The sequence below is a fragment of the Gillisia xinjiangensis genome (assembly GCF_046298265.1).
GTDB lineage: Bacteria > Bacteroidota > Bacteroidia > Flavobacteriales > Flavobacteriaceae > Gillisia > Gillisia xinjiangensis.
Window position 1 is genome coordinate 803,345 of sequence record NZ_JBKAHK010000002.1, and the last position, 13,993, is coordinate 817,337.

The 13,993-nt window shown below is 38.8% G+C and carries 10 protein-coding genes; 6 read left to right on the forward strand and 4 right to left on the reverse strand.

From position 1 onward, the window contains the following. Complete coding sequence (locus ACKGJN_RS04750) at nt 1–633, reverse strand: metallophosphatase domain-containing protein (protein ID WP_409538280.1); 633 nt, start codon at nt 631–633, stop codon at nt 1–3. A gap of 139 nt (nt 634–772) precedes the next feature. Further along, the gene (locus ACKGJN_RS04755) at nt 773–1,012 is read right to left on the reverse strand and encodes a hypothetical protein (protein WP_409538281.1); all 240 of its coding nucleotides are present in this window, start codon (nt 1,010–1,012) and stop codon (nt 773–775) included. 185 nt (nt 1,013–1,197) lie between these two features. Here ACKGJN_RS04755 and ACKGJN_RS04760 point away from each other — a divergent pair, with 185 nt between their 5' ends. Beyond that, a complete protein-coding gene (locus ACKGJN_RS04760) occupies nt 1,198–2,718 on the forward strand; it encodes an AsmA family protein (RefSeq protein WP_409538282.1) in 1,521 nt (506 codons plus the stop codon). Here the strand turns inward: ACKGJN_RS04760 and ACKGJN_RS04765 are convergent. Next, entirely contained in the window at nt 2,715–3,557 is an 843-nt protein-coding gene (locus ACKGJN_RS04765) for a universal stress protein (RefSeq protein ID WP_409538283.1), read from the reverse strand. The two genes, ACKGJN_RS04760 and ACKGJN_RS04765, sit on opposite strands and share 4 nt — an antisense overlap. Nucleotides 3,558–3,937: 380 nt before the next feature. On the opposite strand from ACKGJN_RS04765, the gene rimP reads away from it, so the two are divergent. The 3 genes from rimP to infB are packed head-to-tail and all read left to right on the forward strand — an operon-like array spanning nt 3,938 to nt 8,573. Further along, a complete protein-coding gene (gene rimP / locus ACKGJN_RS04770; RefSeq protein ID WP_409538284.1) occupies nt 3,938–4,399 on the forward strand; it encodes a ribosome assembly cofactor RimP in 462 nt (153 codons plus the stop codon). 13 nt (nt 4,400–4,412) lie between these two features. After that, nucleotides 4,413–5,648: a transcription termination factor NusA gene (gene nusA, locus ACKGJN_RS04775; RefSeq protein WP_409538285.1), complete on the forward strand. Its 1,236-nt coding sequence runs from the start codon at nt 4,413–4,415 to the stop codon at nt 5,646–5,648. Nucleotides 5,649–5,705: 57 nt separating this feature from the next. Beyond that, a complete protein-coding gene (infB, locus tag ACKGJN_RS04780; protein ID WP_409538286.1) occupies nt 5,706–8,573 on the forward strand; it encodes a translation initiation factor IF-2 in 2,868 nt (955 codons plus the stop codon). A gap of 293 nt (nt 8,574–8,866) precedes the next feature. Here the strand turns inward: infB and ACKGJN_RS04785 are convergent, their stop codons facing one another. Then, the gene (locus ACKGJN_RS04785; RefSeq protein ID WP_409538287.1) at nt 8,867–9,259 is read right to left on the reverse strand and encodes an SPOR domain-containing protein; all 393 of its coding nucleotides are present in this window, start codon (nt 9,257–9,259) and stop codon (nt 8,867–8,869) included. A gap of 225 nt (nt 9,260–9,484) precedes the next feature. Between ACKGJN_RS04785 and ACKGJN_RS04790 the strand changes: the two genes are divergently transcribed. Then, the gene (locus ACKGJN_RS04790) at nt 9,485–10,831 is read left to right on the forward strand and encodes a c-type cytochrome (RefSeq protein WP_409538288.1); all 1,347 of its coding nucleotides are present in this window, start codon (nt 9,485–9,487) and stop codon (nt 10,829–10,831) included. A gap of 54 nt (nt 10,832–10,885) precedes the next feature. Continuing rightward, on the forward strand, nt 10,886–13,963 hold the full coding sequence (locus ACKGJN_RS04795) for a TAT-variant-translocated molybdopterin oxidoreductase (protein WP_409538289.1): 3,078 nt from the start codon (nt 10,886–10,888) through the stop codon (nt 13,961–13,963). Nucleotides 13,964–13,993 lie beyond the last annotated feature (30 nt).

The window sequence follows — 13,993 nt, forward strand, 5'->3', positions numbered from 1 at the left end:
TTAAGAAGCCGGGTGGTTAAGCGTTAAAGGTGCGTTAATCTGACGGTGTCGGCCATCCAGGGATGCGGAATTGATGAAAATAGTGTTTTTAGTACGTACAATTCCATAATCATTATGAACATGACCAAAAATATGATAAGGGATTTTCAAATTTTTAATTTTTTTAAGTAGTTCTTCACAGCCAATGTGGTTTTTATTGTCAAGCTCATCAAGTAATCCATAGGGCGGACTGTGAGTGATAAGGAAATCGGTGTTTTCGGGGATCTTGTTCCAGTGCTCTAAAAGTTCGCTTCCCCTTTTTTTGTTATAAGCCCAGCTTCTATCACTTGGTGTTACCGGAGATCCCCAGAAATTCACATTATTTATGCACACCCCACTATCCATTAAAAAGTGTATTTTTTCCGGAATAATAGTATGAAGATTATCATGATTTTTTTCCAGAAAAAAATCATGATTTCCTGCGATTAGTAACTTATGTGGATGCGGTAATGCTGCAAACCATTTTAGGAAATCCAGAGTTTCTCCCCGGGTACCAGATTCGGTGCAATCTCCCGCGTGAATAATTACATCTCCGGAGGGAATGATGAGTTCCCTGTGTTTATTGTGAGTATCGGCAATGCAAACTATTTTCATTTAAGGGAGGCTATTATAAAACTGGCTGGAATTTAAATCCAAAATCTACCAAAAAAGAAATCCGATGAAGGTTATTCATCGGATTTCCGGATTGCAGCTATTGTTTTTTCAAACAATATTCAACATCTCCTGCCACAATCTATTCATTAGAGCGATCTTTAGATTCCATTTCCTTAATAAAATCCATATCGGACACATGATCTTTATCTGATGGTAAAAGCTTATCGGTAATTTTGGTGACCAAAAATGCAATTATTACCGCAGTAAAGGCGAAAAACAGGAACTTAACCAGCAGGCTATCTGTAATAAGTAAACTGTAAAAGGCAAGGAATAACTCAATTGCCAGTATTGCTATTTTAAAAATCAACTTGAATATCATTGTTTAGTAGGCTAAATTATCTTCAAAGATACGTGCTAAAATTATGACTATTATCACCATATATTCTTTTTGACTTAAATTTAACGAACCCATTCTCAAATACTTAGAGGAGCTAAGTTAAAAATTCCTAAATCTTACTACCTCCTGTTTTCATAGTTGTAAATTTCCAGACTTAATCATTGAATTTGAAAAAAGCTTATAAGATTATATTGGGTATTGTTTTAGGGTTAATGATGATTTTTGGAATTGTAATAGGTCTAAATTACTATTTACGGGCAGAGATTAAATCGGCCATCGAGAATCAGCTTTCCAATTCGCAGATTGAATATGAAGAGGTTAACGTGAGTATTTTGGATCGCAGCTCTTCGGTTTCAAAACCAAAACTTCAGCTTGATAATATTTTGATGGAAGCCGATGTTCTTGAGGTGAAAAAACTGAGTTATACCAACTATTTCTTAAGCGGTAAAATTGTAATTGGTGCAATAGAGATCAAGAATCCCAATGTGGCAATTTATAAAAAGGACACCTTGGTCAAAGCCCGGGATAAAAAAGAAAGGCCAAACCTAAGCAAGGATGTAGTGATCAAGAATATTCATATAAAGGGCGGAAATCTTCGTTTTCTTGAAAATGATTCGATCCATAATAAAATCTTTGTTTCTTTAAATGAATTTGATCTTTATAATGTCCAAATCAGTGATAAAACCCTCCAGGCTTTTCTTCCTTTTGAATATGAGCGCATGGAAATTTTCGGCGATTCGGTTTTTTATTCGATCAATGAAGAGCACCATTTGGCAATTAAAAACCTGGAAATAAAAGATGGGGATATCACTTTCAAAGATCTTCGAATTATCCCGAATTTCAGTAAATCTGAATTCGACAGAAGGATTAGGGTAGAAAAAGACAGGTTTGAACTGGAGGTTGAGACGGTTGATATTTCGGGTTTAAGCTGGGATTTCGGGCAGGAAAGAATTCAGCTTAAAAGTCCCTTTATAGAGATAAATAAGGCCTATCTAAAAGTTTACCGAAACAAATTGTTGCCCGATGATACCAGTATAAAACCGCTTTACAGCCGTATGTTAAGGGAAATGGGTATGAAGATAAAATTCGATTCTGTTGTGTTAAAGAATTCGCGAATAGTATATGAAGAAAAAACGAATGCTTCGCGTCCTCCGGGAGAATTAAATTTTAGTAATGTAAATGCCAACTTAAAGAATTTAACCAATATTGGTTTGAGTTCCCCAGATTTTCCTGAGACAAAAATTAAGATTTCGGCCCTTTTAATGGGGAAATCCCCGCTAAACCTTAACTGGAAATTTGATGTGCGCGATCCGCAGGATGAATTCACGATTTCTGGAGATATGGAAGGAATTTCTGCAGACGCAATGAATTCTTTTTTAAGGCCAATTATGAATATTGAGGTGGAAGGAAGAATTCAGTCCCTGTTTTATAATTTCCGCGGGGACAATAATTTGGCTTCCGGAGATATGCGTATGCAATACAGGGATTTTAAGGTTGAAGTGCTAAAAAAAGATGGATCAAAAAAAAATAGTTTTTTATCTGATCTTGCAAATATTATTATTCGCAATAACGACAATAGCGAAAAGCTGGAGCGTAAGGATATCAAGGCAGAAAGAGATAAGACAAAATCTTTCTGGAATTACCTGTGGTTGTTTTTACGCAATGGTTCCCTCAAGAGTTTTCTCTAAATTTTAAAAGTTATTACGGGCCTGTTGGAGTGATTTACTAAATCCTCGCTTATGCTGCCATTAAAGAAATGAGCAAGACCTTTTCGTCCGTGTGTGCCAATTCCAATTAACCCGGCATCTACGCTTTTAGCAAAATTCATGATTCCTTTTTCAACAGTAACATCATTATAGATATTCAGGCTGTGATTTTCAAGTTCGGTTCCTTCAGTAAAATCCAGAAGGGCTTTTTCTGCATCTATGGAGGTCATAAAATTATTTGCGGTATTGATATAAACAACGTGAAGTTTAGCTTCGATCTTATCGGCAAAGCGTTTTGCTTTTTCAAGAGTGTGTTTGTTTTTTAAATTACAATCTGTTGAAAAAACAAAGTTTTGAACATCAAATTCTGGATAATCGTTCTTGATCACCAACACCGGAATATTGGAATTTCTTACTACTTTTTCGGTATTTGAACCTATAAACATTTCCTGAAAACCACTCGCTCCGTGAGATCCCATGATTATAATATCGCAATCGCAACCCTTACTTATTTCCATTATCCCTTCAAACGCCTGATGGAATTCTACCGTTTCGTGAACTTTAATGTTCTGCAAATAAGGCTTTTTCATCAATTCGGCAAAGCGTTTTTTTGCAAGTTTCATAAAAAACAAGGCTTCCGGAAGGTTGTCATTGCTTCCTGCCACTGCGCTGCCGCTTACCGGTTGCACGAGCTGCATAGGGAGCTCAAGCATATGTAGTAGGAAAATCTCGCCGTTATAACGTTTAGCGAATTGAGCGGCAACTTTCAGGGCGTTTTCGGCCTGGGGAGAAAAATCGGTAGGAACAAGAATTCTTTTCATAATTTGTTTATTTGTGTTTAATTTTTAGCCGATAACTATCGGGAGTAATTTATTTATCCCTGACTGCTGACAGGCTTATTGATGTTTGCTAGAGGTCCTGGTGCGCTTAGTTCATAGCTGAAATTTTAGTGTCATTATTTAATAATGAATATCCCGAATGTTATGATGTCCTGCCAGGGGTAGGCCTAATTATACGTGAAATGTGTATGGGTTGTGCCACTTATTACTATAAATGCTTTAAAATGATTGTTTTATTAAAACTACAAAGAATATTTCATTTAATCTGTGGTTTTATTTTTTCGAAAAAAATGTTATCTTTGCAGCGTTGAATCAAAAATGTACAGCGAGGGGACGAAATGTCCCCTCTTTTTATAAAAATTATGTTGCAGGAGCGAGTAAAAAATTTGCTGGAGGAGGCCTTTGAAGAGAATAATTCATTATTTTTAATATCCTTGAATATTAGTGACAAAAATCACATTCTTATAGTGGTAGATGGGGATTCGGGGGTTTCAGTCAACGATTGTATTTCGGTAAGTCGGAAAATAGAACACAATCTTGACCGCGAGGAAGAGGATTTTTCGTTGGAAGTTGCCTCGGCCGGAGTCTCAGAACCATTGAAATTACCAAGGCAATACAAGAAAAATATCGGAAGGAGGCTTGAAGTCCAAACAAATTCCAATAAATTTGAAGGCGAATTGGTCGCAGTAGATGAAGAGGGAATTAAACTTACCTGGACGGCACGAGAACCCAAGCCGGTAGGGAAAGGTAAGGTAACAGTAGATAAAGAGGCGACATTGGCATTTCAGGAAATCGTGAAAGCTAAGGTTTTAATAACATTTTAATAATTAAACTGATATGGAGAATATCGCATTAATAGAGTCTTTTTCAGAATTTAAAGACGATAAATTAATAGACAGAGTTACCCTAATGGCAATTCTGGAAGATGTGTTCAGGAGTGCTTTGAAGAGGAAGTATGGGGAGGATGACAACTTTGATATCATTGTAAACCCTGATAAGGGGGATTTAGAGATTTGGAGAAACCGTGTGGTAGTGGCCGATGGTGAAGTGGAAGATCCAAACCAGGAGATTTCGTTAACTGAAGCCAGAAAGATAGAGCCTGATTTTGAGGTAGGAGAAGACGTTTCTGAAGAAGTGAAATTAATAGACCTTGGACGTCGTTCAATTCTGGCCTTGCGTCAAAATTTGATCGCCAAGATACACGAACACGATAACACCAATATTTACAAGCACTTTAAAGATCTTGAAGGAGAGATTTATACTGCTGAGGTTCATCATATTCGTCACCGCGCAATTATTTTACTGGATGATGAAGGGAATGAAATAATTTTACCAAAAGACCGACAAATACCTTCAGATTTCTTCAGAAAAGGAGAAAACGTACGAGGGATTATTGAAAGTGTTGAGTTAAAAGGAAGCAAACCCCAAATTATTATGTCGCGAACTGCTCCCGTTTTCCTTGAAAAATTGTTTGAACAGGAAATTCCTGAGGTTTTCGACGGGCTTATCACGGTTAAAAAAGTGGTTCGTATTCCTGGAGAAAAAGCAAAAGTGGCGGTAGATTCCTATGATGACAGAATAGATCCTGTTGGAGCCTGTGTTGGGATGAAAGGATCACGTATTCACAGTATTGTTCGTGAATTAGGCAACGAGAATATCGATGTTATTAATTACACGAGCAATGATCAACTCTTTATTACAAGAGCATTGAGTCCGGCAAAAATAACCTCCATCAAAATGGATGAAGAGAATAAGCGGGCAGAGGTGATGTTAAAACCTGAGGAGGTTTCCAAGGCAATTGGCCGTGGAGGACACAATATCAGACTGGCAAGTCAGCTTACCGGTTATGAGATTGATGTGTTTAGAGATGGAGGAGAGGAAGATGTTGAATTAAGAGAATTTTCAGATGTAATAGAAGACTGGGTAATCGCCGAGTTTGCGAAAATTGGACTGGATACCGCGAAAAGTATTTTGGAACAGGATGTAGATGATTTGGTTCGCAGAACCGATCTTGAAGAGGAAACCATCCGCGAAGTGATCAATGTATTAAAAGAAGAATTTGAAGAACAATAAGCCGTTCTTTTTATATAAGCATACAATAATAATAAGAGGTTAATTTATAGGCAATTTATGGCTGAAGCAAAAACAATGCGATTAAACAAGGTACTACGTGAATTCAATATTTCGCTAGATCGTGCTGTGGAATTTTTAAATTCCAAAGGTCACGAAATAGAAGCGCGTCCTACCACAAAAATTTCTGAAGAGGTTTACCAGGTACTTTTCAATCAGTTTCAAACAGATAAAAGTAAGAAGGTGGCATCCAAGGAAGTTGGCGAGGAGAAGCGCAAGGAGAAGGAGGAACTTCGTTTAGCTCGTGAAAAGGAGCAGGAGGAGAAGCGGAAGGAAGAGCAGAAGCAGCAAGATATCATAAGTGCCAGAACCAAGCTTGAAGGCCCAAAACAGGTGGGTAAAATCGACCTGGATAAAAAGTCTGAAAAAGCGGAAGAAAAACCTAAAGAAGCTGAAGTTGAAGAGAAGCCTGTAAAGGCTGTTTCAGAACCCGCACCAAAAGAAAAGGAAAAAGAAGCTGAAAAGCCGAAGGTAGTTGAAGCTGAAAAACCGGAAGAGAAGGTTGTTTCAGAAGAGAAGGTTGTTTCAAAAGAAACTTCAGCCAAGGAAAAAGAAGTTCCTACTGAAGAAGTTCCTACTGAAGAAGTTATAGCTAAGAAAGAGGATATTCAGCCTAAAAAGGAGGAGCATAAAATAGGTTCCAAAAAAGAAGATGCAGCAGCAAAACCAGCTGAAGAAGATCCTGAAAAGACTCCTGAATCGGAAACTTTAAAAACGAATTATACCAAGCTTAACGGCCCCAATTTTACCGGGGAGAAAATCGATCTTTCCCAGTTTAAAAAACCGGTTAAAAAGAAAGACGAGAAGAAAGCTGCAGATGACAAGAATAAGGCTAAAAAACGTCGTCGCAGAATAACCAAAGATGTTAAGGGGACTCCAGCGCCAGGAGCCGCAGCTGCAAGAGGGCCGAATAAACCGGCAGGTAAAAGACCGGCCAGGCCAGCTATTGCAAGGGAAGAACCAAGCGAAGAAGAAGTACAAAAACAAGTTAGGGAGACCCTTGAAAAATTACAGGGAAAATCTTCAAAAGGAAAAGGAGCTAAATTTAGAAGGGACAAAAGAGATACCCACCGTCAACGTTCGGCAGATGATCTTGCTCAGGCAGAAATAGAAAGTAAAATTTTAAAAGTAACCGAATACGTAACTGCAAATGAGGTGGCTACTATGATGGATGTTCCGGTTACCAAAATTATTTCAGCTTGTATGTCACTTGGAATGATGGTAACGATGAACCAGCGTCTTGATGCCGAAACGCTTTCTATTGTAGCAAACGAATTTGATTACGAAGTAGAATTTGTTTCAGCAGATATTGAAGAGGTTTCAGAAACAGATAAAGATAATGAGGAAGATTTAAAACCACGCGCTCCAATTGTGACCGTGATGGGACACGTAGATCACGGGAAAACATCCTTATTGGATCATATACGTGAAGAGAATGTAATAGCCGGTGAAAGCGGTGGTATTACACAGCATATTGGTGCTTACGGGGTGGAGTTGGAGAATGGTGAGAAAATAGCCTTTCTGGATACTCCCGGTCACGAGGCCTTTACCGCCATGCGTGCAAGGGGTGCCCAGGTAACCGATATTGCAATTATTGTAATAGCAGCAGATGATGATGTGATGCCGCAAACAAAAGAGGCCATCTCTCACGCTCAGGCTGCAGGTGTCCCAATAATTTTTGCGATTAATAAGGTCGATTTGCCTCATTCAAATCCGGAAAAAATTAAAGAAAAACTGGCAGCGATGAACCTGCTTGTAGAGGACTGGGGAGGTAAGATCCAGTCACACGATATTTCAGCTAAAACTGGTTTGGGAGTTAAGGAATTACTTGAAAAAGTGTTACTTGAAGCCGAGATCCTTGAGCTTAAAGCGAACCCAAATAAACCAGGTAAAGGAACCGTAGTGGAGGCTTTTATGGATAAAGGTAGAGGATATGTTTCCACTATACTTGTTCAGGAAGGTTCACTAAGAATTGGGGATTATGTTCTGGCCGGTAAGCACAGCGGTAAAATCAAGGCGATGCAGGATGAACGGGGTAAAGATGTAGAAGTAGCAGGGCCAGCCACACCCGTTTCAATTTTGGGATTGGATGGAGCTCCGCAGGCTGGAGATAAGTTCAGGGTAATGCTGGATGAGCGGGAAGCAAAAGATCTTGCTGCAAGAAGAACCCAGTTACAAAGAGAACAATCGGTACGAACTCAACGTCATATTACACTTGATGAAATAGGTAGGCGTATTGCGCTTGGAGATTTCAAAGAGATCAATATAATTCTTAAAGGGGATGTAGATGGGTCTGTAGAAGCATTGACGGACAGTTTCCAAAAACTCTCCACTGAAGAAATTCAGGTGAATATTATACACAAAGGAGTTGGTCCAATTACTGAAAGTGATGTATTGTTAGCTTCGGCTTCCGATGCGGTGATTATTGGATTTAATGTGCGTCCTGCCGGAAATGCCAGAATGTTGGCAGATAAGGAAGAGATCGATATTAGAATGTATTCTATTATCTATGATGCTATCAATGATCTTAAAGATGCTATGGAGGGAATGTTGTCTCCTGTGATGAAAGAAGAGATTACCGGTACTGCTGAAATTAGGGAAACCTTCAAAATTTCCAAGATTGGAACTATTGCAGGATGTATGGTAACTTCAGGAAAAATCATCAAAAATAACGGAATCAGATTGATACGGGATGGAGTAGTAGTTTATACCGGAGACCTTTCTTCGCTGAAACGCTTTAAAGATGATGTGAAAGAAGTTTCTAAAGGATATGACTGTGGTATGCAAATCAAGAATTACAACGATATTAGAGAAGGTGATGTTGTTGAAGGATACCAGGAAGTAGCTGTTAAGAAAAAAATGAAATAACCCTTAACAGGTAAATTATATTAAAAGCTGTGCAGATATTTCTGCACAGCTTTTTGTTTTTAAAGAGGTTTATGGCCTTTAGCCTATTTTGTTTGCCAGCTGGCTCAGCAAATTCGTTTGATGATATAAAGCTGTCAGAGTGTTTTATAGTGACATTTACTGCTGAATATGGTCCTTATAGAGAATGGAATCCGGTAATTAAAACGCGAGGCATTCAATAAAAGATTTGGCATAAAAAAAACTCCGATAGGAACATTTCTCAACGGAGTTTTTTATTATTAGGTTTATTTTGTTTATCCCCTTTGAGGTTTTGGGATAAATGCAGAAGGGAAATCGGGTTTTATTTTTAATAATGCTCTGTCTGCTTCCAGTCTGTTTCTGAAATTTCCAACCCAAACTTTATAGTTTGGGGTTTCGTAAATAACGGAAGAAGGCAGGGAATTATATTTTGCCCTAAATTCCTTGATCACATTACTCGCAGCGTTGTTATCTCCGTAATATAGCTGGATTGTATAGCGTTCTCCCAGCTTCCCGTCTTTTGTCATCTCCGATTTTAGTTCCAGTAATTTTGGAATAAGCTCATTTTGCTGAATATTGATTTGCCCGGTTTGTGCACTCATGGTGAAACAAATTCCAAGCATAAACATGCCAATGAAAAAACAGTCTTGTATTTTTAATATTCTCATTATAAAAAGGTTTGGTGTAAAAGTATATATTAATAACTTAAACGGGGGTTAAATTTTTATTTAGAACTGTTATAAATTGCAAGTTAACACTTCTATAAGATTTCTAAAATCGACTTTAAGTATTACTTTTGTCCGTGAATTTTAGGGTTCGATTGCTTATATTCATTGATTATAATAATTATGAAAAATCGTGCCAAACAATAAGACGTTAATTCAACTTACAATATGAAAAAGGTGAAATTCCGCCATTCAACCACACGCCTGCTGATTTTATCAGCAATATTTCTGTTTTCATTTTCCGATTTTGCTTTTTCTCAGGAAGGCGATGTGGCTCCAGCTGAAGCGCAGGCACAGGAAGAGGCAGCAACTGCTCCGGAATCAGATTTAGGAGATCCTGTTAACGGGAAATCATTGTTCAACACACTTTGTGCAGCCTGTCATAAGCCTTATTCAAAAGGTATAGGTCCTGCTTTGCACGGGGTAACAGATAAATATAGCCGTGAATGGTTAAATTCCTGGATTCGTAATTCATCAGCGATGATAGCTTCCGGAGATGCACAGGCTATAGCTATTTACGAAGAGTATAACAAAACTCCAATGCCTGCATTCCCTGCATTAACCGATGTAGAAATCGGGGATATGCTTGCCTATGTTGAGACGCCTAAACCGGAACCTGTAGCTGCTGCAGGTCCTGCTGCTGCCGGCGAAACAGGTGCCGGGGTTGGCGGTGTTTCAAATAATATTATTCTGGTTATCCTGGCATTTGTACTTCTAATGCTCTTATTAATTCTTTTTCTTGTAAATAAAACCCTAAGAAAATTTGCTGTGGCAAGTGGGGTTGAGTTACCTGCTAAGAAAGAGCGTGGTACGCCAATTTGGAAAGCATTTGTTCAAAACCAATTTTTAGTATTGGTTACTTCTGTCATTGTTTTATTGGCAGCCGGATATTTTGTGTATGGATTTTTTATGCAGGTAGGTATAGATCAGGGTTATCAGCCTATTCAGCCTATTCACTATTCTCATAAAATTCATGCAGGTGATAACCAGATAGATTGTAAATTTTGCCATTCTTCCGCAAGGGTTTCCAAACATTCGGGGATACCTTCTTTAAATGTATGTATGAATTGCCACATATCCATTGGAGAGGTAGCTGCTGAAACAGCTACTGAGGAATATTCAAAAGAATTTTATGATAATGAGATCACTAAATTATACGATGCGGTAGGTTGGGATCCAGAATCTCAATCCTATACCGGTGAAACCAAGCCAGTGAAATGGGTGAGAATTCATAATTTACCGGATTTCGCATATTTTAATCATTCCCAGCATGTTTCTGTAGGCCAAATCGACTGTCAAACCTGTCATGGACCTATCCAGGAGATGGAAATCGTTTATCAGGATGCTCCGTTAACAATGGGTTGGTGTATTAATTGTCACCGCGAAACCAATGTGAAAATGGAAGGAAATGAATACTATGAGAAAATTCACGAAGAATTATCCAATAAGTATGGGGTTGAAGAGTTAACCGCCGCGCAGTTAGGTGGATTGGAATGCGCAAAATGTCACTACTAGTAGTATCCCTGATAAATCGGGTATTTAATTAAGAAGTTAATAATATTTATACATATGTCATCAAACAAGAAATACTGGAAAAGTGTTGAGGAGCTTAAGGAAAACAGCTCCATTGTTGAGACGCTCCAACAAAAAGAATTTACAGAAGAAATCCCAACCGATGAGTTTTTGGGTGATAAGGAGTCTTTATCCGGATCTTCCACCACTCGTCGTGATTTCTTGAAATATGTTGGTTTCAGTACAGCTGCAGCTTCTTTGGCTGCGTGTGAAGGTCCTGTTATTAAGTCTATTCCTTATGTAGTGCAACCCGAACAGATTGTTCCCGGTGTAGCCAATTTTTATGCAACTACAATGGCCGATGGGTTTGATTTTGCCAGCGTATTGGTGAGAACACGGGAAGGTCGCCCTATTAAGATCGAGAACAATGCTTCGGCTACTGCAAAAGCAGGAGTGAATGCCAGAGTTCACGCATCGGTATTGTCTATGTATGACAGTCAGCGGGTGAAGCGGCCTATGATGGATGGACAAAATGTTTCCTGGGATAAATTTGATCAGGAAATGATGAATTCGTTGCAAAGTGTGCAGGGGGAGATCGTTCTTCTTACACAAACTTTTGCAAGTCCATCTACTACAAAGCTTATAAATGAATTTTCGGGTAAATTCGGTAATGTACGTCACGTAGTTTACGATACTGTTTCAGAAGATGCTGCGCTAAATGCTTTTGAGGCAAAGTATGGTTTTCGTGCTTTGCCAAATTATGATATGGCCAATGTGGAAACTATTGTTTCTGTAGGTGCCGATTTCCTTGGCGACTGGCAAGGTGGTGGATTTGATGCTGCCTATGCTAAAACGAGGGTGCCGGATAACGGAGCGATGTCCCGCCATATTCAGTTTGAGTCAAATATGTCTTTAACCGGAGCAAATGCCGATAAACGAGTGCCGGTAACTCCGTCTCAGCAAAGAACGGTTTTAGCTGCCTTATATAATTACATTTCCGGCGGCTCTTCTACCAGTGCTTTGCCTGCGAATATTGATGATGCTGTGGTAAAAGCAGCTAATAATTTAAGAAAATCCGGAAATAAAGCGGTTGTAGTAACCGGCTTGCCTGATTTTGATGCTCAATCCATAGCGCTTGCTATTAATGAGAGTCTTGGAAGTACGGTAATAGATACTGCTAATCCACGAATGATCCGTCAGGGGAATGCTGAAGAAGTACTAAAGCTGGTGGGGGAAATGAATAGCGGAAGTGTTGGCGCCATTCTTATTGCAGGAGTTAATCCTGTGTATAGTTTGCCTAATTCCGCAGAATTTGTTGAAGCATTGAAAAAAGTAGAAGTTTCGGTTGCATTTTCTATGAAAGAAGATGAAACAGCCAAGCTTTGTAAATATATAGCAGCCACTCCTCATTATTTGGAAAGCTGGGGTGATGTTCAGTTCACCAGGAATAGTTTCAGTTTGATGCAGCCTACAATCAATCCTTTGTTTGATACCAGACAGTTTCAGGAGTGTTTATTGAAATGGAGCGATAATTCCACTTCATATTACGAATATATCAAGGAAACCTGGAATGGATCTTTAGGTTCGGTAACCTGGAATGAAGCGCTTCACGATGGTGTTTTTGAGGGGACTTCACCTGTCGTGGAAGAAGCTGATAATCAAAATACAGCTACCCTCAACAATGCCTCTTCTTTAAGAAATCTTAATCAAAGTTCTGAAAACAGTGGTCTTGAACTAATCCTCTACACTAAAGTCGCAATGGGTGACGGGCAGCAGGCCAACAACCCGTGGTTGCAGGAAATGCCTGATCCCTTGACCAGAGCATCCTGGGACAATTACCTTACAATTTCTCAGGAAGATGCTGATAGGTATGAGTTGATCAATGAGAATGTTGCCAACGGTGCGCTTAATGGAAGTTATGTCAATCTTAAAATGGATGATGTGGTTCTTGAAAATGTGCCGGTCTTTATTCAGCCCGGGCAAGCTAAAGGAACAATTGGTTTGGCGCTGGGTTATGGAAAAAAAGAAAGTTTAAAAGAAGAAATGCAGGTAGGTGTTAATGCTTATCCTTTATATAAAGATTTTAAATCTGTGCAGAATGTATCCCTGGAAAAAGTTTCAGGAATGCATGAATTTGCCTGTGTTCAATTACAAAACACATTGATGGGTCGTGGTGATATTATCAAGGAAACCACTCTTGAAATTTTCAATACTAAAGAAGCTCGTTTTTGGAATAAGGTTCCTGAAGTTTCCCTTAATCATATTGAAACTCCTGTAACATCTCCGGAAGTTGACCTTTGGGAAAGCTTTGACAGATCCATTGGACACCATTTCAACCTTTCTATAGACTTAAATGCCTGTACCGGATGTGGTGCTTGTGTTATAGCCTGTCATTCTGAAAACAATGTGCCGGTAGTAGGGAAGACCGAAGTTAGGAGATCCCGTGATATGCACTGGTTGAGAATAGACCGTTATTATTCTTCAGAAGATACTTTTACCGGAGATATTGATAAGAAAGAAGGTATGTCCGGATTAGGAGATTCACTTTCTCAGTTTGCAGAACTTGAACTTGCGGCAGATAATCCACAGGTAGTATTTCAGCCTGTAATGTGTCAGCATTGTAATCATGCTCCTTGTGAAACTGTTTGTCCTGTAGCCGCTACCGTTCACGGGCGTCAGGGTCAGAATCAAATGGTTTATAACAGGTGTGTGGGAACAAGGTATTGCGGGAACAACTGTCCATATAAAGTTCGTCGTTTTAACTGGTTTAGCTATGCGAAAAATGATGAATTTGATTATCATATGAATAATGATCTTGGTCGGATGGTTTTAAATCCAGATGTAACCGTACGATCAAGAGGGGTGATGGAGAAGTGTTCAATGTGTATGCAAAAGACTCAAAAAACTATCTTGGATGCAAAACGAGATGGCAGGGCTATCGAAGATGGAGAATTCCATACTGCGTGTTCTGCGGCTTGTGATAAGGGTGCAATGCATTTTGGAGATATTAATGATAAAGATGCTAAAATTGTTCAGATGAAAGAAAATAAAAGAATGTATCACTTGCTGGAATATGTTGGAACAAAACCCAATGTGATGTATCAAACAAAAGTAAGGAATACTTCAGAAGCTTAATAAAAACAATTAAAGAATCAATTATAAAAG

What these genes read in the sequence shown, in the direction of transcription:
- ACKGJN_RS04750 (WP_409538280.1), bottom strand. Translation starts at nt 633, where the DNA reads ATGAAAATAGTTTGCATTGCCGATACTCACAATAAACACAGGGAACTC.
- ACKGJN_RS04755 (WP_409538281.1), bottom strand. Translation starts at nt 1,012, where the DNA reads ATGATATTCAAGTTGATTTTTAAAATAGCAATACTGGCAATTGAGTTA.
- ACKGJN_RS04765 (WP_409538283.1), bottom strand. Translation starts at nt 3,557, where the DNA reads ATGAAAAGAATTCTTGTTCCTACCGATTTTTCTCCCCAGGCCGAAAAC.
- rimP (WP_409538284.1), top strand. Translation starts at nt 3,938, where the DNA reads ATGTTGCAGGAGCGAGTAAAAAATTTGCTGGAGGAGGCCTTTGAAGAG.
- nusA (WP_409538285.1), top strand. Translation starts at nt 4,413, where the DNA reads ATGGAGAATATCGCATTAATAGAGTCTTTTTCAGAATTTAAAGACGAT.
- infB (WP_409538286.1), top strand. Translation starts at nt 5,706, where the DNA reads ATGGCTGAAGCAAAAACAATGCGATTAAACAAGGTACTACGTGAATTC.
- ACKGJN_RS04785 (WP_409538287.1), bottom strand. Translation starts at nt 9,259, where the DNA reads ATGAGAATATTAAAAATACAAGACTGTTTTTTCATTGGCATGTTTATG.
- ACKGJN_RS04790 (WP_409538288.1), top strand. Translation starts at nt 9,485, where the DNA reads ATGAAAAAGGTGAAATTCCGCCATTCAACCACACGCCTGCTGATTTTA.
- ACKGJN_RS04795 (WP_409538289.1), top strand. Translation starts at nt 10,886, where the DNA reads ATGTCATCAAACAAGAAATACTGGAAAAGTGTTGAGGAGCTTAAGGAA.